The organism is Lacrimispora sp. YZC11, assembly GCF_057543815.1.
Window position 1 is genome coordinate 26,308 of the sequence record NZ_BAAJYQ010000004.1, and the last position, 23,984, is coordinate 50,291.

Here is a 23,984-nt window from a genome sequence, read left to right on the forward strand (position 1 = left end):
CGGCTGCAAAGATTTTAGAATTGTAATTGTTTCATATAAAAAAGAGGGATCCCGAAAGTCATTCTACGACTTTTTGGATCCCTCTTTACTCTTTCACCGATCATGGCGATCTAATGGCTTTCGTTTAAATAGTTATAGATGCTGTATCTGGACAATCCCAAAAAGTCAGCCAGCTTTTCCGCAGCCTTCTTTATTAGGAAAAACCCCTTTCCGTCTAAGTTGTGGACGACAGCTACCTTCTCTTCTTTGGTCAGATTCCCCACGGGTTTTCCGGTCATGTTAATGGCTTCTTTCATCATGATCTCCAGCAGCTCATCAACATTGCCTACAAACAGTTCCGGGGTCTGGGTGAGGGCTGAGGAGCCAGAACAGGTAAAGGACCGTAAGGTGCTTTCGCATTTAATCATATCTGTAATATCTAAATTAATGCACAGGCTTCCGTTCACTTTTCCATATTCGTCACGGAAATATTTGCTGGAAGAGCGTAAAATCCGGCCGGTGGGCGTGGCGTTGATATAGCTGTATTGGTCATCCGGTGATGTGGATCCCTTTAAAATCTCTAATCCGGCGTTGGTGCCTCCATCTCCGACTTTTCTTCCGGTCACATGCCCGTTCCAGATCGCGACGATTGTCTGGTCATATGGCAGGGTCAGATCATGTAAAACCACTTCACAGTTTTCTCCGAATTGCATCGCAATGCATTTTGCAATATCAGACAACAGGTTTAAGTTATCAGAAACATATCCCATAGTAATATTTATCCTTTCAACAAAATGTCTAAATAAATTATAAATGAAATGAGAGATAAAGTCCAGTAATAATAAAGCTTTTATTGATTTTGTTGAAGTGAAAAAGAAATATTATAAAAAACGAACAAAAAAATTAAATAAACAGGATTATTATTGTTGACAAAATATAAGAAGTATAGTATATATTGATTATGAGTTAAACAAAATGTTGAAATGTAATCAACAAAAAGTTCAAACTATATTTTAAAAGGAGGTATTTTATGAAAAGAGCAATTCGTATTATCATGGCTGCAGGTATGGCTGCATTGGCGGTCACAGGCTGCGGCAGCGGTTCTTCAACACAGGCTACCACAGCACAGACAACAGCAGCCGGCGTAGAGACAACGGTTGGGGAAACATCTGCTCCGGCAGAAAACAAGGAAGCACAGGTGATCACTTTCTGGTACAACAACACAGGTGATGAAGCGGCTGTCTATGAAAAGGCGATCAGTGAGTACAATGCTTCCCAAAGCAATTATAAGGTGGAAGGGTTAAGCGTTACGGATGCCCAGAAAGTAATCGTAGCCATGAGCAGCAACGAATCACCTGATGTAATCAAAATAAGCAACCAGACCGTGGTCCAGTATCAGAAGAATGGCTTGCTGGAAAGCCTGCAGCCATATGCAGACAAGGACTCCTTTGATTCCTCCATTTATTCAGAGCAGTCCATGAATGCAAATACTATTGACAGAGTCATTTATGCCCTTCCACTTGATGCATACACCATCCAGATGTATTACAACAAGGAACTGCTGAAGGAAGCCGGTTACACCGAGCCGCCAAAAACCATGGAAGAGATGTATGAGATGGCAGTAAAGGCTACGAAGGTAGATGGAAGCGGAAATATTGAGGTGCTTGGATATCCCTTATTCCCATATGCTTCTGCCAGACAGGAGCTGATCTACGGATTTGGCGGAAGATGGTGGGATGAGGATTCTAATGTTACCCCGGATAACGCAGGCATTTTAGACAGTCTTAATATGAACGTAAAATTCAGAAACCAGTTTGGCGGAAAAGCTCTGGATGGGTTTATCGGTACGGCAAATACAAACCGTTATACAGAACAGGATATGTTCTTCCAGGGCAAGCAGCTGTTCCGTCTTGACGGTTCCTGGCTGCCGACCATGATGAAGAACTTTAATTCCACCGTTGATTACGGCATTACCTTGATTCCCGGTACACAGGCAAATCCGGAGCTGAGAGGAACCAGCCGGTATGAAACTGACTCTGTGGCAGTGCCGGCAATGGCTAAGAATAAAGAGGGAGCCTGGGACTTTACAAAATGGCTCTGCAGTCAGGAAGGAGCCAAGATCATTGACCTTGGAACAGGAAATCTTCCGGCTGTCAAAGCTTTATACGATGATGCCGATATCAAGGCAGTTCCTGGATTTGCAGAATTTATTGACGCGCTGAAGTTGGAAAAGGGCATTCAGTATCCGGCAATGGCAGATTTTGACGAATACATATCCATGATCAATGCAACACTGGATACGGTCTACTCAGGCGCAAAGACTCCTGAAGAGGCACTGAAAGCTCTTGCAGGACAGAGTGCAAATCTAAAATAGCAATTCACTTATGAGGGGCGCTGTAGGCAGTAATCTGCATATTGCAGTGCCCTAATCTTATTGTTTGAGAGGGGAAAAGGAATGAAGGGACGAAACGCGACACAGCGGGATTTTATAAACGGACTGCTGTTTTCATCTCCGTGGATTTTGGGCTTTCTGGCTTTTAGTGTATATCCGCTGATAAGCTCTCTGTATTACAGCCTTACAAAGTTCAATGCCGTAACAGCTCCGCAGTGGGTGGGACTTGAAAATTTCAAAGACATCTTCAGTGACCCCCTTGTTTGGAAGAGTTTGGGAAATACCTTATTTATGGCCTTTGTATCTACGCCGATCAACCTGTTCGTAGCGCTGCTTCTGGCCAGCATCGTATGCGCCGATTTTAAGGGGCGGGGGGTTGTCAGGACAGCATTTTTCCTGCCTTCCGTAATCCCCATGGTTGCGGCGACTATGGTATGGATCTGGATGTTTGACCCTACCTACGGCTACATCAATAACGTATTAGGCTGGTTTGGAATCAGCGGGCCGGCATGGCTTATGGATGCCCATTATACCAAGTGGGCGCTGGTCCTCATGGGAACGTGGAATACCGGAACCATGATGCTGGTCTGCATGTCAGCTTTACAGTCTGTGCCTAGAAGCTATTATGAATCCGCCGAAATTGACGGAGCCGGAAAAATCGCCAGATTTTTCTATATTACGGTACCATGCATTGCTCATGTTCTGGTGTATCAGGCCATTTTAAGCACCATAAATGCATTCCAGTATTTCCAGCAGGTGTACATCATTGTTACTGCAAATGCCGGAGTAAAAGGCGGAAGTGCCGCCGGCGGACCAGAAAATTCCATTCTTATGTATCCGCTGTATGTATTCCATAATGCATTTACCTATTTGAAGATGGGAAAGGCTTCGGCCATGGCGTGGCTGCTGTTTATCGTTGTTGCGGTTCTGACGGTTGTTATGACCAAGGTGACGAGAAAAGCAACAGAAAATGCCGGAGGTGAATAAGGATGAAGAAAAATATAAGCAAAGTTTTATTTTTTGCTATGGTTGCCGTGCTGGCTTTGATTTTCATATCACCCTTTATGGTTATGGTGCTCACTTCTTTCAAAACCAACAACGATGCGTTCACCATTCCGGTAAAGCTGTTTCCCCGTGAATGGGTGAAGGGGAACTATCCGGCAGCTTTTGCAGCAATTCCATATTTTAAGTACATGGGAAATACGGTGTTTATCACGGCCATCTCCCTTATAGGCCAGCTTCTGGTCACGCCCATGGTTGCGTATTCACTGGCAAAAATAAGATGGAAAGGCGCTGACATCATCTCAGGCCTGGTCATGGCGACGATGATGATACCTATAACAGTTACCATGGTGCCTTTGTATAAGATTTATTCCAAGCTGGGACTTACCAATACATACGTCCCCTTAATCCTGCCTGCATTTTTTGGAAAGGCATATTATATTGTCATTGTCCGGCAGTTTTTTGCAGGTATTCCAAACAGTCTGATCGAGGCAGGGAAAATCGACGGGGCTACGGAATTCCAGCGTTATTATAAAATCGCACTTCCCCTTTGCAAACCGGTTTTAACCACAATCGGGATATATGCCTTTTTGGATGCCTGGAGTGATTATTTATATCCTCTGATTTTTATAACGAAGCCTGGTATGTATACACTTTCTCTGGGACTTCAGCAGTATATGAGTGAGTATTCCGTGGACTGGGCAAGGCTGATGGCGGCAGCGGTTGTATTTGTTCTTCCGGTCATTGTATGCTTTGCGGTTTTCCAGAAAAACTTTGTGGAAGGAATTGCAACCAGTGGTTTGAAGGCGTAATGAGCAGGTGAATATATGCGAAAAACACAATCATTAAATGGAGTTTGGGAATGGCATACCGAAGGAGCCTCCCACGATGCCGTATATACGGGAGAAGTGCCGGGAACGGTGATCAGCCATATGCTGAAACATAAGCTGATCGAGGATCCTTATTGGAGATGCAATGAGTATGCTGTCCGGGAATTGATGGCAAATGATTATCTATATAAGAGAAGCTTTACGGTGTCAGGAGAGGATTTGGATTTTTCCCGCGCAGAACTTGTCTGCGCCGGGATCGATACCATTGCCTCTATCCGTATCAACGGCTGCCTGGTGGCGGAGACAAGGGATATGCACAGAACCTACCGTTTCCCTGTAAAAGAGCACTTGCAGGAGGGGGAAAACCGGATAGAGGTCTTATTTCACTCTCCGCTGGACTTTGTTAGAAAAGAGGATGAGGAAAATGATATCTTCTATGCCTCCACTGGATGCATTCACGGAAATGCGGCACTTCGCAAGGCTCATTATATGTTTGGATGGGACTGGGGCCCGCAGCTTCCGGATATGGGAATCTTCCGGGATATAGCCATCGAATATTTCAGCGAAGCGAAACTCCAGGATGTCCGCATCAGGCAGGACCATGGAGAAGAGGGCAGAGTGGGGCTTAAATTTGAAGTAAAAATAAAGCAGCTTTCCTCTTATGATGAAAACCGGCAGACATGGTTTACTGAGACCGAAATAATAGATCCGGATTGCAGGCCAGTATCCAAAATAGTCCGCAGCAGCGGGGAATGGCAGTTTGATGAGACCATCCCAGAGCCTCGGCTATGGTGGCCCAACGGACTGGGAGAGCATCCCTTATACAGGGTAAATATCCGCCTGCTTGATGATACGGGAACCTGTCATGATACCTATGAGTGCCGGATTGGCCTTCGGACGGTGACTGTCAGCACGGATAAGAATGAATACGGAAGCGAGTTTGCCATTACGGTCAACGGGATAAAGATATTTACCATGGGAGCAAATTATATCCCGGAAGATAATATTTTAACAAGAGTAACGAAGGAAAGGACCGCACAGCTGATCGAAGACTGCGCCGCCGCAAACTTCAATTGTTTAAGAGTCTGGGGCGGAGGCTATTACCCTGATGATTATTTTTATGACAAGTGCGATGAAGAAGGAATTTTAATCTGGCAGGACCTGATGTTCGGATGCAATGTCTATGCATTAAACGACCATTTTGAAGAGGACATTGTGGAAGAAACAAAGGACAATGTCCGGCGCTTAAGGCACCATGCATGTCTGGCCCTGTGGTGCGGAAATAATGAAATGGAGTGGGGCTGGGCAGATGAGTGGGCCAGGTTGAAAGGCCATCATCCCAGATATAAGGCGGACTATACAAAGATCTTTGAATATATCCTTCCCCGTGCAATAAGAGCCTGTGATGACACTACTTATTATTGGCCGTCTTCTCCCTCATCAGGAGGAGCCTTTGATAATCCCAATGCGACCGACCGGGGAGATCAGCATTACTGGGAGGTCTGGCATTCAGGAAAACCCTTCACGGAATATGGGGATTTCAGTTTTTGCTCGGAATATGGATTCCAATCCTTTCCCCACAGCAAAACCATAGCCTCATTTACCTTACCTGAGGACCGGAATATTTTCAGCAAGGTCATGGAATCCCACCAGAAAAACCCGGCGGCTAACGGAAAAATATTAAACTACATAGCAGATTACTTCCTTTATCCCAAGGATATGGATTCCCTGGCATATATCTCCCAGATCCTGCAGTTAAAGGCCATTGAATATGGCGTAGAACACTGGAGAAGAAAACGGGGGCAATGCATGGGCTCTCTCTACTGGCAGCTTAATGACTGCTGGCCGGTGGCATCCTGGGCGAGCATTGACTATTATGGACGCTGGAAAGCGCTCCATTACGGAGCCCGCAGATTTTATTCGCCCGTTACGATCTCCATCGGCGAGGAAAAGGAATTATCTCCCCGTGTTTCCTATTACGTCCATAATGATACCAGAGAGGAACAGCAGTGCAGGACTGAAGTTCTTCTTAAAGATCAAGAGTTTAGGGTATTATGGGAAGAAGCATGGGAAGGCGGCTTACCGGCGCTGTCGGTGTTAAAATGCATGGAAATGGATTTTTCTCCATGGACTGATGAGGAAGCCCTTTGTTCTTCTGTTTTTTCCGTATTCCGGCTGTACAGGGGAGAAGAGCTGCTTACAGAACGGACGGTGCTGTTTGTAAAACCAAAGCATTTTGATTATAACACCCCGGTTTATGATATTTCGGTTTCAGAGTCAGAGCAGAGCTTTGAAATCACGGTGAAAGCTGCCGGCTTCTGCCAGTATGTGGAGCTTTACTTTAAGGACTTTGATGTTATTTTCTCTGATAACTTCTTTGACATCACATCGCCGGAAGGAGTTACGGTTCATGTAAACAAAGAAGATTTTAAAGACCATATGACCCCAGACATGGTGAAAGAGAACCTGGTGGTGCGGAGTGTGGCTGACAGTTATGGAAGCTGAGAAGGGAGAAAGAAGGATGAAACTTACACAGGAACAGATACAGCAGTTAGAGACCCCCTGTCTGGTTATTGATGTGGATCTGGCGGAAAAGAATATTAAACGTATGCAGGAAGCGGCTGATAAAGCCGGCTGCCGGCTGCGTCCTCATATCAAGACACACAAAATGCCCTTATTTGCTGAAATGCAGATGAAGGCCGGTGCAAGCGGTATCACCTGCGCCAAGGTAAGCGAGGCCGAGGTCATGGCTGACGGCGGCATGGAGGACATTTTCATTGCATATCCCATGATCGGACATTTTCGTATCAAGAGGGCGATTGCTCTGGCAAAAAGGATCAAAAGGCTCATTTTAGCCATTGACAGTCTGGAAGGTGCAAAGGTGCTGGATCAGGCGGCTTCTGACCAGGATGTGATCCTGGAGGTCCGTATGGAGATCGATACGGGAGCCGGACGCACGGGAGTATCCATGGACCGGGCGGTGGAACTGGCCCTTGCCCTTAAACAGATGAAGCATTTAAACCTTACGGGTATTTATACGTTTAAGAGTCTGATCCTGTCCGGCAAGCCTACGGAGGATAATCTGCTGGCTGCAGAGGAAGAGGGAAACATGATGGCTGATACTGCCAGGATGTTGAAAGGCGCGGGAGTAGAGTTCCAGGACATCAGTGCCGGCTCTTCCCCCACCGGCGTCCAGGTGGCGCAGACGGGAATGGTAAATGAGATCCGTCCGGGCACCTACATTTTTGACGATTTTATGCTGACCAAGGAAAAGGTGGCTGATATCAGTGAGATCGCTGTCCGGTTCTATGCTACCGTAGTCAGCTGCCAGCACTCGGAATATGCCGTGGTAGACGGAGGAACCAAGTGCTTTCCTACGGATGTGGTTCCGGAACAGCCGCCGTTTTACTATCCTGGATATGCGGTGGTGGAAGGAGATGACAACCTTAAGCTGTCACGAATGAATGAAGAACATGGAATCATCACAGCCATAAACGGGGAGACAGGGCTGCATGTGGGCCAGGTGCTTTCCCTGATACCCATTCATGTATGTACGGCTGTCAATATGCAGAATTCCGTTTACCTTCTGGAAAACGGTTCTCTCAGAAAACAAAAAGTAGATGCAAGAGGAATGTTGATATGAGGTACATTCTTATTAAAAAAGGATTGATTTATGACGGTAGCGGGGATATGCCGTTTCAGGGCGATATTCTGATAGAGGGGGAAAAAATCATTGAAATTGCCCCGGATATTGAGAAAGAAGACGCCCAGGTGATCGATGCCTCCGGAAAAGCGGTAACGCCCGGTTTCATTGACATTCACCGGCATTGCGATATTGCAGCCTTTACCAATCCCCGTTTTGGTGAAATAGAGCTGGCCCAGGGAATCACTACCACCTTTGTGGGAAACTGCGGTCTTGCTCCTGTTCCTTCGGTTCCCTCATGGCGGAAGGAATTATATGATTATCTGGAGCCGGTAATCGGAAGGCTGCCTGAGGATATGGCCTTTGAAACCTATGAGGATTACAGGAATGCTCTGGAAGCAGCAGACCTTCCGGTCAACATGGGCTTCTTTGCGGCCTCGGACAGCATCAAAGTGGCTTTAAAGGGCTTTGGAAACAAGGCATATACGGAAGAAGAGCTCATAAAAGCTCAGGAGTATGTAAAAAGCGCATTGGCCCAGGGAGCCTTTGGGGTTACGCTGGGAATCATGTATCAGCCGGAATGCTATTCTAACCGGGAGGAACTTACGGCTGTTGTAAAGGCAGCCGGAAAGGTTGGTATTCTCTGTACCCATATCCGCGGAGAAGGAGACAGTCTGGTGGAGTCGGTGGAGGAAGTGATCGATGTGGCGGCAAAGGCAGGGGTTCCCCTAAATATCAGCCATTTGAAATCAACGGGAATCAAGAACTGGAACCGCAAGATATTTGAGGCCATTCAAAGGATTGAACAGGCAAGGGAATCCGGACAGGATGTCACTGCGGATTTTTACCCCTATGACGGCGGTTCCACCACCCTCCAGTCCCTTCTTCCGCCAACCATTATGGAAGAATCCTTCGAGGCTCTTGTAAAAGGCTTATCAGGTCCGGAAGGGAAGCAGAGGCTGCGGTCCGAGTTAAATAAGGTCCACCAGGGCTGGGACAATATGTCGGAAAGCATTGGCTGGGACCGGATCATCATCAGCTCCGTCACCCTGGAGAAGAATGCGTTTATGCAGGGACAGACAATTGGTGCGCTGGCGGAAAAGCTGGGATATGAAGAGCCTTCCGGTCTTGTGGCAGACTTACTTGTGGAAGAAAACGGGAAAGTGGGAATTATCGTGTTAAGCATGTCCCAGGAGGATGTGGATGCGGTGGCCCGTCTCCCCTTTACCTTGCTGATTTCAGACTCCCTGTACGGCGGTGACGGTAAGAACGCCCATCCCCGCCTCCTTGGGACGACTGCCAGATTTTTAAATGATTTTGTTATAAAGCGAAAGGTGCTGTCCATGGAGCAGGCCATCAGGAAGATGACCTATCTGCCTGCAAAACGGATGGGACTTGAGGACAGGGGGCTTTTAAAGCCAGGGTACAAGGCAGATGTTCTGGTATTTCAGCCGGAGAGATTCCTGGATCATGCGGATTACACCGGAAAGCATGACCCGTGTACGGGCATGGAACTGGTGCTTATGGGAGGAAAACAGGTGCTGACAGACGGCATTCTTGTGGACCGCGCCAGTGGGAAGCTGTTAAGAAAGGGTTTTAAGTAAAAAAAGGAAAGAAGGAAGCAGACATGAATATTTATGAAAAACTGAAGGAACTTAATTTGGAGATCCCGGCAGCTCCGTCTAAGGGAGGAGTATACTCCCCGTGCCAGGAATTTGGAAACAACCTGGTATACATATCAGGCTGCGGGCCGGTGATCGGAGGAGAAGGGGTTTGTGGAAAGCTTGGAAATGATTTTACCACAGAAGAGGGAAAAACCTTTTCCAGAGATGCCATGTTAAATGTTCTTGCAGTGTTACAGGATAAAATCGGGGATTTGAACCGGATAAAACGTGCGATCAAAATTCTTACCTTTGTGGCAAGTGCGGATACATTTTATGAGCAGCCGGCTGTGGCTAATGGAGGAAGTGAATTACTGTTACAGCTTTTGGGACAGGAGAATGTACCGGCCCGATCAGCCATAGGAGTCAACGTATTGCCTGGAAATATTCCTGTTGAAACGGAAGCGATATTTGAAATTGAAGAATAATTTTTTTGAATGAGGGATAAGGCTGAAAGAAAAGCGTCTTTTAACCTTGAATTTATGAACAGCGTGCCCCGCTTTACCGGGTATCAACTGGATATGAAAGCATATCCGCTTGATTTATTAGGAGGCAAAAATGGATCGTCAATTTAAAAATAATTTAATAGAGTCATTATACGTACATTACCCATTGAAACCGGAATACGACAAAAGCATGGAGACTTATAATTTAAAAAAGCCGGTTTTGACTTCTGTGAGTTTATGGGATGGAACCAGCCTGGAGCCATGGAGCTTTGACGGTGAAGGTGAAGTTCAGGTAAAGGATGGAAACATATTGTGCCTGGAAACAAAGTCACGGGCAGACCACTGGCCGGATAATGAGGTCCGGGCAAACGATGCGGCAGCAGGACTTTATGCCACCTTTGGAAGCTATATCGCAAGGTTGAATGTGAAGGGTCTGGAGCTGGGAAAAGGAAACCGGATATGGTTTAAGATCCGTCCCATTTGCCCCGGTCTTCACAGCCCCATCGTGCGTGTGGGTTTTGTCAATAACGGGGTAACCAAGATACCGGATGTCTATTCAAGAGAAGGCTTTAATGCCATCAATCTGAAAAATAATGAATGGAATACCTGTACCTGGGAAATCGATTCCATTGCCCATGATGCAATCGAGGAAATTTCATTTAACATTCACCGCTATGGCAAGGAAGTGAGTACTGGCGATGATCTGAAATTTGAACTCTGCGATATCCAGCTTCAGGAAGTAAAGCCGGGAGTAGTCCATGGCTGGCAGTGTGAGGAAGAGGAAGTAGTATTTTCTACAACCGGTTACTTTACAGACGGGAGAAAAACTGCAATCGCCAATACCTCAGCCAAAGAGTTTGAAATCGTGAAAGAAGACTGCTTAGAAGAAGTGGCATACCGTGGACAGATTGAGAAGGTGGAAAACCATCTGGGAAGCTTCAGTATATTGGATTTCTCGGATTTAAAAACCGAAGGCGCATACAGGATCCGGTTTGGAAATACGGTAAGTGAACGATTTATCATAGGAAATGAAGTCTTGGAAAGCGCCTTGTGGAAGCTGACCAATTTCCTATATTGTGAGCGGTGCGGCTATCCGGTTCCTAACTGCCATGGAACCTGTCATCAGGATGTGATCGCAGAACACAACGGTGTGAAAGTGGTGTATGCGGGAGGCTGGCACGACGCGGCGGACGTTTCCCAGCAGACCATGCAGACGGCAGAGATCTTAGATGCCATGATCGCTTCCGCAGGGAAGGTGAAAGATTCTGATCCAATGCTTTTTCGCAGAATGATGGAAGAAGCCAACTGGGGACTGGATTTTGTGCTTCGCATGCGCTTTGGAGACGGCTACCGGGCATCTCATGCGGCTATCCGCAGATGGACCGACAACTTCATCGGAAATCTGGACGATTGCGAAGCGGATGTTCATAACCGGTCCTTTGAAAACTTTGTTTTTGCTGCAGTAGAAGCCGGTGCCGGAGAAGCCTTTAAGGAACTGGACCGGGAGCTGGCATGGAAGTGCGTAGATGCAGCTAAGGAAGACTTCCGTTTTGCCGATGATCGGTTCCGGGAAGTTGGCGTGGAAGGACCGTATCATTTACTGGAACATACGGCAGGCTCCAGCCTTTCCCAGTATTATGCCGTAGCAGCATGGGCGGCGGCAAGGATTTATAAAATCACCGGTGACAGCTATTTTTATGATAAAGCTGCCGAGTATGCAGATAAGGTGATTTCCTGTCAGGAGATCAGGGATGATCTGCCAATGAAGGGATTCTTCTACAGGGATGAAAGCAAAAACCATATCGTGCATTTTTCCCATCAGGCAAGGGATCAGGTTTTTGCCATGGCCCTGGCAGAGGTATGCGGTGCTCTTGCAGAGCATGAAAAAAAGGCGGTGTGGGAAGAGGGCTTAAAACTCCATGGGGAGTATTTAAAAGGCCTTCAAAAATATACGGCGCCCTATGGCATGCTTCCGGCCGGAATTCATCACATCAGCGAGGCAGAAGACCAGGAAGCCTTCCATGTGGTCCATCCAAAGGTTGATTATGAAAGAGAACGGGTCAATTATGTGGAACAGCTGAAGCGGGGCATTGATCTGGGAGACGGATACTATGTAAGAACCTTCCCGGTGTGGTTTTCCTACCGTGGAAATTCAGCGATCCAGCTGTCCATGGGAAAAGCTGCCTCCATCATAGGAATGTATTTCGGAGATAGGGAGTTAATTGAAATTGCCAGGGAGCAGCTTTACTGGACTCTTGGAAAGAATCCCTTTGGCCAGTCATTAATTTACGGGGAAGGAAACCATTACGGACAGGAATATACGGCTCTATTAGGGGAGACCGTTGGAGAGATGCCGGTAGGTGTCCAGACCAGGGGAAATGAAGACCTTCCCTATTGGCCGCCAGCCAATATCGCCACCTACAGAGAGGTTTGGACAACACCGCCGGGACGTTTCTTGTGGGTTGCCGCTGATTTGATTTAAGAGGAAGACGGCTGCCTTACGGCCAGGTATGAAAATCCGGAGGAGAAATAAATGGCAAAACAATTATTAAATTACATCAAGGAACAGCCTGAGGTCTGGGAGCAGATACTTGGAAGCAGAGAACAGGTTTTTGCAGACTTTTCTCATGACATGAAAGACCTTCCAATGGAACACCTGATTTTCCTTGGATCAGGAAGCTCGTATATCGCCTCCCTGATCGCAGCTGAATTTGCCGGCAATGCAGCTGGTTTTGACTGCAGGGTGATGACACCGGCCGAGGCTCTAAGAACCCGAGGCTCCTGTGACAGAGGGAAAACACTGGTTCTCGCTTCCTCTCAATCCGGAAAAAGTGTTTCCACAATGAATGCCATACGCGCATGGAAAGAAGCTGGATATGTGGTGGCAGGGATTACCGCAGACTCTTCTTCCCCGGTTGCAAAGCTTGCGGACTTGCATTATCTGGTCCCTTGCGGGGAAGAAACCGTAGGCCCGAAAACAAAGGGAATGACCTCCACGGTGCTGCTGCTGGAGCTTTTGATCCTGGAAGCGGCTATGAAGGAAAGCCGGATTTCCATGGAAGAGTCGGAAAACATAATTTCCGGATTCATGGAGGGAATAAAGGCTGCAAGGGCCAATATTGCCTTATGTGAGAAGTATTTTAAAGAAAATATTTCCCGGTTTAAACAGCACGAACATGCAATTGTCATTGCAGACCCGGAAAGCAGTCTTGCGGCCCGGGAAGGCGCGCTCAAGCTCCTTGAAACGTGGTATGTTCCGGTATTCTCATATGAGGTGGAAGAATATACCCATGGGATACAAAATACCATTGAGGAAGGAATCTGTAATCTGTTTGTCATCTCGGAGGAGGCTAATAGCTCCTCCATGGAAAAGCTGATCGCGTACTGTGAAGAAAAAGGCTGCAACGACTGGGTGATTTCTACGGTCAAAGGAGTCAGGACAAAGGCAAACCTTCTGGAACTGGAAAAGGGAGGAGCAAGCTTTACTGCCCCCTTTGAAATATTGCCGGCTTTTCAGTATTTAAGCGCTTTTGGCTCTGAGGACCGGGCCATAGAGTGTGACCGGCCTAAATTCCATGATTTTTACGATTTACTGGGAACAAAGAGTAAATAACGGAAAGCCGCACTTAAAGGAGAAGGAAGGTAGATTATGAAAGGTTACATCGCGGGCCTGGACATTGGAGGCACGACCGGAAGGCTGAAGCTGCAAAGCCTGGAAGGGGAATCCCTGGGGGAAGTATACGGGCAGGGCTGCAGCATCAACACGGACGGAGACAAGAAGAGCGAGGAGCGGTACAGAAATCTGGTTCTTCCGGCGCTTGAGGAAAGGCAGCTTAAGCCCCGGGACTGTGCTGGTATCTGCATTGCGGCAAGCGGGATTGACTCTCCCGAATTGGAGGAGTCCTGCCGCAGGGCATTTATCAATATGGGATTTCATGAAAATGTCATCATTGTTCAAAATGACTGTGAGATATTTTTGAATTTGTCAGAATCCCCCTCTTTGGTACTTGTATCAGGAACAGGCTCCATCAGCTACGGGAAGGATGAAAACGGAAGAGTGGTAAGAACCGGCGGCTGGGGTCATATCTTAAGCGATGAGGGAAGCGCATTTCATATCGGAATGAGTGTAATGAAGCATGTGGGCAGCCATATGGATGGGAGAGAAGAGTGCCCGGTCCTTTACAGGGATTTTTGCGAACAGACCGGGATCATGGATTTATCCGGGCTTGATGGGTTTATCAATGCAAATTTAATGGAAAAGTCCGTGATCGGGGCCCTGGCACCGTTGGCTTCCCGTTCCTTTGAGGCGGGGGAAAACGCTGGGATTTCCATCATAAAGGAAAGCACAGAGGCTTTGGCTGATTTAGTAAAAGACACCTGCAGGAAGCTGAACTTAAGACAGGATCAGGCTGCCCATCTATGGATATGGGGAAGCGTGCTCGTCAACAATGAGCACATAAGAGAACGGCTGATCCAATCAGTCGGGGACAGTTACTTCAATATGGAGATTAAGATCCCGGAAAAGCGGGCCCTTGATGTGGCGGTTGATGTGGCGGAAAGCAGTGCAAAAAAAGTGTAAATGGATAATTTCCGGGAGGGTGTCTTAAGACGCCCTCCCTCTTTGTTCTCCTATCTCCTTTTTCTAAACATATTGAAAAGGGAGAGGCTATAAAACACTGCCGCAGTACAGAGTAAGATCACAATACTGGCTGCCGGAGTTACCTCATGCCCTCCAAAGCGGAATGTCACTCCCATATACTCCTTAAATTCCTCCAAATAGATGTCAGGTATTCCGTCAAAGGAGTTCTGCATGGGTAACTCCATCAGCACCTGGCGAAACAGCGATGCGGCGTGGGATACAGGGAATACTTTTATGACCGTTTGGACCGACGCAGGTAAAGTCCCTATGGGAAGATATATGCCGGTCAGAAACCCGATCAGAGTGCCAAGAATGGTGCTGGCAGTACCGAATGCACTATGGCTGTTGAAAAAAGACACGACAAAGCAAACCAAAGAAGTATTGGTTAACGATGTAAGAAGCATTAACAAAAAGACCTTGATGCAGGCCAGGGGAGTGAGCCACTCTCCGCCGCTGTACACAATATAAATTTCCGAGACCACAGCTGTAACAAGGGACATGATCACACCGATTAAAAAAGAACTTCCAATATAACCGCCGGTTATGCTGCTTCTTTTTATGGGGGAAGAATCAAAATCTTTGTTGATTTTTAGTACTTTATCATCGATCATAATACCGAACGCCCCCATTGTGGTGGTGATGGAAGTCACTGTGAGAAGTCCTGACACCAGCCAGCTGTTCATCAAAACCTGGGCATGGCTTAAATCCTTCATGGAATTGTTCAGCCAGACATCTCCTAAAAACAATGCATAAAGTCCAATAATAATGAAAACAGAAAGAAGAGAAAAGAATACCGCACTTCTGTCACGAAAAAACAGCTTTAAATTCCGTTCAATAAAAACTCTCATTGCCGCAGCTCCCTTCCTGTAATGCCGATAAAAGCTTCATCCATAGTGCCCTGCAGGACCTGAAAGCTGTTGATATAGCTTTGGCATTTTTCTACTATGGGAATAGCAGCCATGGTGTCCGGCAGCTTTACAACAAACTCGCCTGCGGAAACGGTGAAATCCAGCTTTAGTTCCTCCATGATTTGCCGCAGGGCTGTCTCATCCAGAATGGACAATCTTAAGGTGTCGGTGGTATACTGCGTCTTTAATGCGGCAGGCGTACCCTTGGCCGCAATCTCCCCATGGTCGATTACAATCACATAATCCGATTCGGCAGCTTCCTCCATGTAATGGGTTGTTAAAAAAACCGTCATACCTGTATTTATTTGAAGCTGTCTGATCGTGTTCCAAATGCTTTTCCGGGTCTGAGGATCAAGGCCGGTCGTAGGTTCGTCAAGGAACAGGATCTTTGGGGTATGAATCAGCGCACGGGCAATATCAGCCCTGCGCCGCTGACCGCCCGAAAGCTTACCATAAGGCCGGTCTACAATTTCCTCCAATTCTGTTGCTGCCACGGCTTCATATACGGAATTTTTAATCCCGGCTTTATCCGATTGATATAAGCCTGCCCGGATGGTCAGATTTTCTCTTACAGTAAGTAACTCATCCAGCACGCCGTCCTGAAACACTACGCCGATCATTTGCCGGATCGCCTGGCTATCCCGCCTAAGGTCAAGCCCATTGATCGTGATTTCCCCACTGTCAAAATCCAATAAAGTACATAAGGTATCAATGGTGGTGGATTTCCCCGCACCATTTGGACCAAGAAAGGAAAACAGCTTGCCCTGCTCCACATAAAAGCTGATATCCTTTACGGCGGCTATCTTGCCGTAATTCTTTCTTAGGTTGGCTACTTCTATAATTTTGTTCATAGTATGATCCCCTTTTCAACTCTGCTATATCAAAGCTTATGAGACTGCTTAGTACCGGAAGCCGCATCCGGTAAATAAGGCGAAGTAAGCGGTAAAAAGACGGCAAACTGCAATCAGCAAACCGTCCCGGCATTATAAATATAAATGGCAACGTCGTTTCAGGTTTTTTTCTTTACTTGTCATACACAGTTGCTTTTATACTGAAGGACATTGGGAACTTATCAGTATTATGATCATAATTGAAAAGTCCATCTCCTACATTGTGCAAGCCGCCAGCATCAAAAAAGTTTTCCTTAAATTCATTAAAATGCTCGATATGCAGACCCGCAGAAGCAAGGGAATTGATTAAATCTGAAACAGTATACATCCAAAAATATGCCTTAACACCATGCTTTGCCTCTGATGCATATCCGCCTATAGAATCATCAACGTCGGGTTCTTTCCCGAAATAAGGATACTTTATTTCCATCACATTGCTGGCAAGCTTTTGTTCATCCATTGACAGGAAAAACGGATGGCTGTCAAAAGCGTAGAAAAATCCATCATCCTTAAGCAAATGACGAATGGTTTCTCCCCATTTTTTTAAGTCAGGGAGCCAACCGATTGCTCCCTCGGATACAAATACGACATCATATTTTTCGTTATGGTGATCCATGAACTTCATGATATCGGATTCTATAAAATCAATATTTGTTATATTCAAATCTTCTGCCAGCTTTTTTGCATAGTGAATATTATCCGGCACTAAGTCAACACCCGTTGCACTGGCCCCCATTCTTGCAAGCAGTATAGTATCTGCACCGGTATTGCATTGTAAATGTATTATCTTCTTACCGCTCAAATCTCCAAGCTCATTTTGAATATATTTATTAAACTTATGGCTTCCATCCAAAAGGGATTTCCTGAATGCAAAATAATGGTCCTGTGAGACTTGGCTCCATGCGTGTTTGTTTGAATCTATCTCTTTCATGCTCTTACCTCCGTGATCATTAAAACTGTAAACTTTATTCAGCAATTAAAACGGTGAGACCTCTCACGCCTATTCTGTCATTATGTGTAACTACTCCAAACAGAGCTAAAAAGTCTACTGCGATTTTTTGCCTGGCCGCCGCAATTTGTTTTGTGCCTTCTGCGTTGAATCCATCATATACTTTTTTACTTATAATTATACTCTTGAAACTATGATGTTAGTTCTGTATATCCACCATCTGAAAGCACGTTACTATATTCATTCGTAATATATCGATGCCCAGAAACCTGGCCTTTGAAGATTAAAGTTTGTACTTTCTCATTGGCTTTGCGTATGCCATATTATACCATCCATTATTTCAGAGGACAAGCTTTCCATGACCATCCAATATGCAAATATATACAGGGATCAGATGCAGCAATAAAAGAGGAGATTCAGCACCTGCGCGAAAAACGGGCAGGAAAACTTATTTTATTCCTCCTGTCACTTGGAAAAGATTGCATACGGAACGCATTCTGTTGGAACTTGGCTGGTCATAAATCGCGGCAGAAGTTAAGGATTCTTCGAACAAATGTTTGCAATAAAGAAAAAGATATGATATAATAGAGAAAATCGGTTGCTGAGTGATTCTGGTGCGGACCAGATATGGTACGCATTCCATATTCAGGATTTTAGTTTATAACAGGAGTTTATTACAGGAGTTTATTATGGCAAAACAGTATATTAAGATAAGAGGTGCCAATGAGCACAACTTAAAGAACATTTCCGTGGATATTCCAAGAAATGAGCTGGTTGTCCTAACCGGCCTCAGCGGTTCGGGTAAGTCTTCCCTGGCTTTTGATACCATCTATGCTGAGGGGCAGAGACGTTATATGGAGTCTCTTTCCTCCTATGCCCGGCAGTTCCTGGGGCAGATGGAAAAGCCGGATGTGGAGAGCATTGAAGGGCTGTCACCAGCTATTTCCATTGACCAGAAGTCTACCAACCGCAATCCCCGTTCCACGGTGGGCACGGTTACTGAGATTTATGATTATATGAGGCTTTTATACGCCAGGATCGGCATTCCCCATTGCCCCAAGTGTGGGCGGGAAATCCGCAGGCAGACCATTGATCAGATGGTGGATCAGATCATGGAACTGCCGGAGCGGACGAAGATCCAGCTATTGGCTCCCGTTGTACGCGGGCGTAAAGGGGAGCATGCAAAGGTTTTGGAGCACGCCCGGAGGAGTGGATACGTAAGGGTACGCATTGACGGAAATCTTTATGAACTCTCCGAGGAAATTAAACTGGATAAGAATATCAAGCACACCATTGAGATTGTGGTAGACCGTCTTGCGATCCGGGAAGGAATCGAAAAGCGTCTGACCGACTCCATTGAGACGGTTATGGAGCTGGCAGGCGGTCTTATGACTGTGGATGTGGTGGATGGACAGCCTATTAATTTCAGCCAAAGCTTTTCCTGTCCGGACTGCAGTATCAGCATTGATGAGGTGGAGCCCAGAAGCTTTTCCTTTAACAATCCGTTCGGCGCATGCCCGGACTGTTTCGGACTTGGATATAAGATGGAGTTTGACGAGGATCTGATGATCCCGGATAAGAGCTTAAGCATTGACCAGGGGGCCATTGTGGTGCTGGGCTGGCAGTCCTGTACGGATAAGGGCAGCTATACCCGGGCTGTTCTGGAAGCTCTTGCAAAAGAATATAAATTCCGCCTGAACACGCCGTTTGAAGATTATCCTAAGGAAGTCCATGACGTTCTCATTAATGGAACCAATGGAAAGGAAGTTAAGGTCCATTATAAGGGGCAGCGGGGAGAGGGCATTTATGACGTGGCATTTGAAGGTCTGGTCCAGAATGTTGCCCGGAGATACCGGGAGACTTACTCCGAGTCCTCCAAGGCAGAGTATGAATCCTTTATGCGGATCACTCCCTGTCCTTCCTGCGGCGGCATGAGGCTTAAGAAAGAATCCCTGGCTGTAACGGTAGGGGATAAGAACATTTATGAAGCTACCAATATGTCCATTGTCAAGTTCCGGAATTTTATGGACGAGATGGAGCTGACCCCTATGCAGCACGCCATTGGAGACCAGATTTTAAAAGAAATACGGGCCAGGATTTCGTTCCTCATTGATGTTGGACTTGATTATCTGACCCTGACACGTGCTACAGGTACCTTATCCGGCGGCGAAGCCCAGAGAATCCGTCTGGCGACCCAGATCGGCTCCGGCCTGGTAGGCGTGGCTTATATTCTGGACGAGCCAAGCATCGGTCTTCATCAGAGGGATAACGATAAATTGTTAAAAACCCTTTTGCACCTCCGGGATTTGGGAAACAGCGTAATCGTGGTGGAGCATGACGAGGATACCATGATGGCTGCGGATTATATTGTGGATATCGGCCCGGGAGCCGGGGAACACGGCGGAAATGTGGTTGCCACGGGGAATGCAAAGCAGATCATGAAGAATAAGGATTCCATCACAGGCGCTTATTTAAGCGGACGGATTAAAATCCCGATTCCAAATGAGAGAAGGCAGCCTACCGGTTATCTGACTGTTAAGGGAGCGGCAGAAAACAATTTAAAAAACATTGATGTGACTTTCCCACTGGGAGTCATGACCTGCGTGACCGGTGTGTCCGGTTCAGGAAAGAGTTCTCTGGTCAACGAGATCCTATACAAAACCCTTGCGAAAAAATTGAACCGTGCCAGGATCATTCCTGGAAAGCATAAGGTAATTGAAGGAACGGAGCAGCTGGATAAGATCATTGCCATTGACCAGTCCCCCATTGGGCGGACGCCTAGGTCCAATCCGGCAACTTATACAGGAGTCTTTGATTTGATCCGTGACTTGTTTGCATCCACCCCTGACGCAAAGGCAAAGGGGTATTCCAAGGGACGTTTCAGCTTTAATGTAAAAGGCGGACGTTGCGAAGCCTGCAGCGGCGACGGAATCATTAAGATCGAGATGCATTTCCTTCCGGATGTTTATGTTCCCTGCGAGGTCTGCGGCGGAAAACGGTATAACCGTGAAACACTGGATGTAAAATACAAGGGAAAAAACATATATGACGTCCTGAACATGACGGTAGAGGAAGCGCTGAAATTTTTTGAAAATGTTCCTACCATTGCAAGGAAGATTGCCACTCTCAACGATGTGGGCCTTTCCTATATCAGGCTTGGACAGCCGTCTACAGAGCTTTCCGGCGGAGAAGCCCAGAGAATCAAGCTGGCTACGGAGCTGAGCAAGCGGGGAACAGGAAAAACCATCTACATTCTGGACGAGCCTACGACCGGCCTTCATTTTGCAGATGTCCATAAGCTGATTGAAATTTTACGTAAACTGTCGGAAGGCGGCAATACGGTGGTTGTTATTGAACATAACCTGGATGTGATCAAGACTGCGGATTACCTCATTGACATTGGACCGGAGGGCGGCGAAAAGGGCGGTACGATAATTGCCCAGGGTACGCCGGAAGAGGTAGCAGAATGTTCATCTTCCTACACAGGGTATTATGTGAAAAAATACTTGGAATAGGTTCTTTGGTTGAATGAGATAAGGTTGTAAAGAATATTTTTTTTCGTTTTGAGTTTGTGAATCAAGTGGATGTGCAAGCATGTCTGCTTGATTCATTTGTTTATAAAAATGAAACAAATTGTAAAAACAGGGCTGGGAAGATTTCGAGAAAATACTTGTCAAGCAAGTGGAAGTAGAATATAATGTAACCCAAAGCTTTATTTGTTGAAGACTATATTAGGAGGAATACCGTGGAGAGAGAAATGATTATCGTTCTGGATTTCGGTGGACAATACAACCAGTTGATTGCCAGAAGGGTCAGAGAATGCAATGTTTACTGTGAGGTTCATCCCTACACAATGTCTCTGGACAAGATTAAGGAAATGAATCCGAAAGGAATCATTTTTACAGGCGGTCCAAACAGCGTGTATAAGGAGGATTCCCCACTCTGTTCAAAGGAAATCTTTGATATGGGAATACCGATTCTGGGAATCTGCTACGGCACTCAGGTAATGGCATATATGCTGGGCGGCAAAGTTGCCACAGCACCTGTCAGTGAATTCGGAAAAACAGAAGTTGACGTGGAGACTGACAGTAAAATTTTAGAAAATATAAATTCCAAGACGGTCTGCTGGATGAGCCATACAGATTACGTAGAGAAAGCGCCGGAAGGGTTCCATGTTACCGCTCATACACCGGTATGCCCGGTTGCTGGTATGGAATGCGAAGAGCGCGGTCTTTATGCCGTACAGTTTCATCCTGAGGTTATGCATACCCAGGAAGGCACCAAGATGCTTTCCAATTTTGTTTATAATGTCTGCAAGTGTTCCGGTGACTGGAAGATGGACTCCTTTGTGGAGTCTTCCATTGAAACCATCAGGGAAAAGGTTGGTGACGGCAAGGTGCTTTGTGCCTTATCCGGCGGTGTAGACTCCTCCGTAGCTGCGGTTATGCTGGCAAAAGCGGTCGGAAAACAGCTTACCTGTGTATTTGTTGACCACGGCCTTCTTCGTAAGAACGAGGGAGATGAGGTTGAGGCCGTATTTGGACCGGAAGGGCCTTATGATTTGAATTTTATCCGCGTAAATGCCCAGGACCGCTTTTATGATAAGCTGGCAGGGGTGGAAGATCCTGAGAGAAAGCGCAAGATCATTGGCGAGGAGTTTATCCGAGTGTTTGAGGATGAGGCTAAGAAGATCGGAAAAGTGGATTACTTTGTGCAGGGAACTATTTATCCTGACGTGATTGAGTCCGGCCTTGGAAAATCTGCTGTGATCAAGTCCCATCACAATGTGGGAGGACTTCCTGAGCATGTGGATTTTAAAGAGATTATTGAGCCTTTGAGGCTGCTGTTTAAAGATGAAGTAAGGAGAGCCGGTCTGGAGCTTGGTATTCCGGAATATCTGGTTTACCGTCAGCCATTCCCAGGTCCGGGACTTGGTGTCCGGATCATCGGAGCAATTACTCCTGAGAAGGTGAGAATCGTTCAGGAAGCAGATGCGATCTATAGAGAAGAGATTGCCAAGGCTGGTGTTGATAAGGGACTGGGACAGTACTTTGCAGCACTGACCAATATGCGCTCTGTTGGCTGCATGGGAGATGAGAGAACCTATGATTATGCCATCGCTTTGAGAGCAGTGCTTACTTCTGACTTTATGACGGCTGAATCTGCGGAACTGCCTTGGGAGGTTTTAGGGACAGTGACCAGAAGGATTGTGAATGAAGTGAAGGGCGTGAACCGGGTACTTTATGATTGTACGGGGAAACCGCCGGCTACGATAGAATTCGAATAACAAACAGTTTCGGGAACCCCTAGTGTTAGTACGGGTTCCCGGACTTTTTTTATGGCAATTGGTACCCGAATGTCGGTAATGACCCCTTATAGGGGTAGAGCAAGCCACCGGCTAAGCCGGTGGACTTGACTGTGAAATTAGGATTTTCATGAGAGAGAATTGTGACAATGGAAGAATATTATGATGGCACTTATGATTTAAGATAAAGTGCTTATATCCCTGTCGGTGAATTATTAGATTAATATTATATAACTATTTTCCACTATCATATTACGTGTTTCAGAATGTTTCCACTGTCTTTAAACAAGGATAGACTGGTCCATATTGGTCACGCAATCAAACCAAAGCAGTTGGATGATGGTTCGCTCAGCTGCTTTGGTTGATCCAATCTCTGATTATCTTATGATCCTAAGCGCTTAACTTTTGAATCAATACTGAAGCATTAGTATTTATTTGTGTTCCTCCGGCCAAAGTTTGTAGCGTAACCGCAGCAGTACTTGTATGATTTCGTATAGTTAAGATATCGGATGCGGCGGCAGTAATAATTACCATCCCTGGATTCGCTTGAGTACCAGCTCCTGATCCATATACTGCTCCAGCAACGGGAGCTCCATTTTGAAAGGCAGTAAATTGGTTGGGCTCTACACCAGCAGCATAAAACCAAACGGCGTAGTCACCAGCGCTACCAAATTGGATGGTAGATGTTCCGGGTGCATGTGCGATGGTACCGACGATAATTCCATTGGTACTAAATAGTATATCTGCCTCTAAAGCAACAACTTGAGCATCCAGATTGTAGATATAAGCATATTCTGATAACCCAGCGGTACCTGCAGGCCCAGTAGCGCCGGTAGGACCAGTAGCGCCGGTAAGCCCGATAGGTCCGGTATCTCCAGTAGGTCCAGTAGGTCCAGTAGCGCCTGTAGGCCCTGTAGGTCCAGTAGCGCCTGTAGGCCCGGTAGGTCCAGTAGCGCCTGTAAGCCCGATAGGTCCGGTATCCCCAGTAGGCCCAGTAGCACCGGTAAGGCCGATAGGTCCGGTAGGACCAGTAGCACCGGTAAGGCCGATAGGTCCGGTAGGACCAGTAGCGCCGGTAAGGCCTATAGGTCCAGTAGGTCCAGTAGGTCCAGTAGCACCGGTAAGGCCGATAGGTCCGGTAGGCCCAGTAGCACCTGTAAGCCCGACAGGTCCGGTATCCCCAGTAGGTCCAGTAGCACCGGTAAGACCGATAGGTCCAGTAGGTCCAGTAGCGCCGGTAGGTCCGGTAGGCCCAGTAGCACCGGTAAGGCCGATAGGTCCGGTAGGCCCAGTAGCACCGGTAAGGCCGATAGGTCCAGTAGGTCCAGTAGCGCCGATAG

The 23,984-nt window shown here is 46.7% G+C and carries 17 protein-coding genes; 12 read left to right on the forward strand and 5 right to left on the reverse strand.

Annotated elements, in window-relative coordinates:
* Window positions 1-110: 110 nt before the first annotated feature.
* Complete coding sequence (locus tag AC27IJ_RS03060) at window positions 111-749, reverse strand: helix-turn-helix transcriptional regulator (protein ID WP_312448295.1); 639 nt, start codon at window positions 747-749, stop codon at window positions 111-113.
* Window positions 750-1,009: 260 nt separating this feature from the next.
* Here AC27IJ_RS03060 and AC27IJ_RS03065 point away from each other — a divergent pair, with 260 nt between their 5' ends.
* The 10 genes from AC27IJ_RS03065 to AC27IJ_RS03110 all read left to right on the forward strand — a co-directional run bounded on the left by AC27IJ_RS03065 (window position 1,010) and on the right by AC27IJ_RS03110 (window position 14,532).
* Window positions 1,010-2,353 carry an ABC transporter substrate-binding protein gene (locus AC27IJ_RS03065; RefSeq protein ID WP_312448292.1) on the forward strand — a complete coding sequence of 448 codons (1,344 nt, stop codon included), beginning with the start codon at window positions 1,010-1,012 and terminating at the stop codon, window positions 2,351-2,353.
* A gap of 81 nt (window positions 2,354-2,434) precedes the next feature.
* Window positions 2,435-3,358, forward strand: coding sequence for a carbohydrate ABC transporter permease (locus AC27IJ_RS03070; protein ID WP_312448289.1), 924 nt, complete (start codon window positions 2,435-2,437; stop codon window positions 3,356-3,358).
* A 2-nt stretch (window positions 3,359-3,360) separates the two neighbouring features.
* The gene (locus AC27IJ_RS03075) at window positions 3,361-4,185 is read left to right on the forward strand and encodes a carbohydrate ABC transporter permease (protein ID WP_312448287.1); all 825 of its coding nucleotides are present in this window, start codon (window positions 3,361-3,363) and stop codon (window positions 4,183-4,185) included.
* 15 nt (window positions 4,186-4,200) lie between these two features.
* Window positions 4,201-6,708 (forward strand): beta-mannosidase, encoded by a 2,508-nt coding sequence (locus AC27IJ_RS03080; RefSeq protein ID WP_487147393.1) that lies wholly within the window; start codon window positions 4,201-4,203, stop codon window positions 6,706-6,708.
* Window positions 6,709-6,724: 16 nt separating this feature from the next.
* Window positions 6,725-7,846, forward strand: a complete 1,122-nt coding sequence (locus AC27IJ_RS03085) for an alanine racemase (protein ID WP_487147395.1) — start codon at window positions 6,725-6,727, stop codon at window positions 7,844-7,846.
* Window positions 7,843-9,450, forward strand: a complete 1,608-nt coding sequence (locus AC27IJ_RS03090; protein ID WP_312448280.1) for an N-acyl-D-amino-acid deacylase family protein — start codon at window positions 7,843-7,845, stop codon at window positions 9,448-9,450. Before AC27IJ_RS03085 ends, AC27IJ_RS03090 begins: the two co-directional genes overlap by 4 nt.
* Before the next feature lie 23 nt (window positions 9,451-9,473).
* Window positions 9,474-9,935: a RidA family protein gene (locus AC27IJ_RS03095; RefSeq protein ID WP_312448278.1), complete on the forward strand. Its 462-nt coding sequence runs from the start codon at window positions 9,474-9,476 to the stop codon at window positions 9,933-9,935.
* Between the two features lie 130 nt (window positions 9,936-10,065).
* On the forward strand, window positions 10,066-12,435 hold the full coding sequence (locus AC27IJ_RS03100) for a glycoside hydrolase family 9 protein (RefSeq protein WP_487147398.1): 2,370 nt from the start codon (window positions 10,066-10,068) through the stop codon (window positions 12,433-12,435).
* Between the two features lie 51 nt (window positions 12,436-12,486).
* A complete protein-coding gene (locus AC27IJ_RS03105; RefSeq protein WP_487147400.1) occupies window positions 12,487-13,566 on the forward strand; it encodes an SIS domain-containing protein in 1,080 nt (359 codons plus the stop codon).
* 36 nt (window positions 13,567-13,602) lie between these two features.
* A complete protein-coding gene (locus tag AC27IJ_RS03110) occupies window positions 13,603-14,532 on the forward strand; it encodes a BadF/BadG/BcrA/BcrD ATPase family protein (RefSeq protein WP_487147402.1) in 930 nt (309 codons plus the stop codon).
* Between the two features lie 50 nt (window positions 14,533-14,582).
* On the opposite strand, the gene AC27IJ_RS03115 is transcribed toward AC27IJ_RS03110, so the two are convergent.
* From AC27IJ_RS03115 to AC27IJ_RS03125, 3 genes are all read right to left on the reverse strand, one after another.
* Window positions 14,583-15,440: an ABC transporter permease gene (locus AC27IJ_RS03115; RefSeq protein WP_487147404.1), complete on the reverse strand. Its 858-nt coding sequence runs from the start codon at window positions 15,438-15,440 to the stop codon at window positions 14,583-14,585.
* Window positions 15,437-16,351 (reverse strand): ABC transporter ATP-binding protein, encoded by a 915-nt coding sequence (locus AC27IJ_RS03120; protein ID WP_313260005.1) that lies wholly within the window; start codon window positions 16,349-16,351, stop codon window positions 15,437-15,439. Before AC27IJ_RS03120 ends, AC27IJ_RS03115 begins: the two co-directional genes overlap by 4 nt.
* 172 nt (window positions 16,352-16,523) lie before the next feature.
* Window positions 16,524-17,321 carry a class I SAM-dependent methyltransferase gene (locus tag AC27IJ_RS03125; protein ID WP_313260007.1) on the reverse strand — a complete coding sequence of 266 codons (798 nt, stop codon included), beginning with the start codon at window positions 17,319-17,321 and terminating at the stop codon, window positions 16,524-16,526.
* Between the two features lie 707 nt (window positions 17,322-18,028).
* On the opposite strand from AC27IJ_RS03125, the gene uvrA reads away from it, so the two are divergent.
* Window positions 18,029-20,854, forward strand: coding sequence for an excinuclease ABC subunit UvrA (gene uvrA / locus AC27IJ_RS03130; RefSeq protein WP_312448260.1), 2,826 nt, complete (start codon window positions 18,029-18,031; stop codon window positions 20,852-20,854).
* Between the two features lie 230 nt (window positions 20,855-21,084).
* Window positions 21,085-22,626: a glutamine-hydrolyzing GMP synthase gene (gene guaA / locus AC27IJ_RS03135; protein WP_312448259.1), complete on the forward strand. Its 1,542-nt coding sequence runs from the start codon at window positions 21,085-21,087 to the stop codon at window positions 22,624-22,626.
* Window positions 22,627-23,034: 408 nt separating this feature from the next.
* On the opposite strand, the gene AC27IJ_RS03140 is transcribed toward guaA, so the two are convergent.
* The coding region (locus AC27IJ_RS03140; protein ID WP_487147408.1) for a collagen-like domain-containing protein at window positions 23,035-23,984 on the reverse strand (950 nt) is incomplete at its 5' end.

Excerpts from the sequence above, each read along its gene's own strand:
- uvrA (WP_312448260.1), top strand. The coding sequence starts at position 18,029 with ATGGCAAAACAGTATATTAAGATAAGAGGTGCCAATGAGCACAACTTA.
- AC27IJ_RS03065 (WP_312448292.1), top strand. The coding sequence starts at position 1,010 with ATGAAAAGAGCAATTCGTATTATCATGGCTGCAGGTATGGCTGCATTG.
- AC27IJ_RS03080 (WP_487147393.1), top strand. The coding sequence starts at position 4,201 with ATGCGAAAAACACAATCATTAAATGGAGTTTGGGAATGGCATACCGAA.
- AC27IJ_RS03100 (WP_487147398.1), top strand. The coding sequence starts at position 10,066 with ATGGATCGTCAATTTAAAAATAATTTAATAGAGTCATTATACGTACAT.
- AC27IJ_RS03060 (WP_312448295.1), bottom strand. The coding sequence starts at position 749 with ATGGGATATGTTTCTGATAACTTAAACCTGTTGTCTGATATTGCAAAA.
- AC27IJ_RS03095 (WP_312448278.1), top strand. The coding sequence starts at position 9,474 with ATGAATATTTATGAAAAACTGAAGGAACTTAATTTGGAGATCCCGGCA.
- AC27IJ_RS03110 (WP_487147402.1), top strand. The coding sequence starts at position 13,603 with ATGAAAGGTTACATCGCGGGCCTGGACATTGGAGGCACGACCGGAAGG.
- AC27IJ_RS03115 (WP_487147404.1), bottom strand. The coding sequence starts at position 15,440 with ATGAGAGTTTTTATTGAACGGAATTTAAAGCTGTTTTTTCGTGACAGA.
- AC27IJ_RS03120 (WP_313260005.1), bottom strand. The coding sequence starts at position 16,351 with ATGAACAAAATTATAGAAGTAGCCAACCTAAGAAAGAATTACGGCAAG.
- AC27IJ_RS03090 (WP_312448280.1), top strand. The coding sequence starts at position 7,843 with ATGAGGTACATTCTTATTAAAAAAGGATTGATTTATGACGGTAGCGGG.
- AC27IJ_RS03105 (WP_487147400.1), top strand. The coding sequence starts at position 12,487 with ATGGCAAAACAATTATTAAATTACATCAAGGAACAGCCTGAGGTCTGG.
- AC27IJ_RS03085 (WP_487147395.1), top strand. The coding sequence starts at position 6,725 with ATGAAACTTACACAGGAACAGATACAGCAGTTAGAGACCCCCTGTCTG.
- AC27IJ_RS03075 (WP_312448287.1), top strand. The coding sequence starts at position 3,361 with ATGAAGAAAAATATAAGCAAAGTTTTATTTTTTGCTATGGTTGCCGTG.
- AC27IJ_RS03125 (WP_313260007.1), bottom strand. The coding sequence starts at position 17,321 with ATGAAAGAGATAGATTCAAACAAACACGCATGGAGCCAAGTCTCACAG.
- AC27IJ_RS03070 (WP_312448289.1), top strand. The coding sequence starts at position 2,435 with ATGAAGGGACGAAACGCGACACAGCGGGATTTTATAAACGGACTGCTG.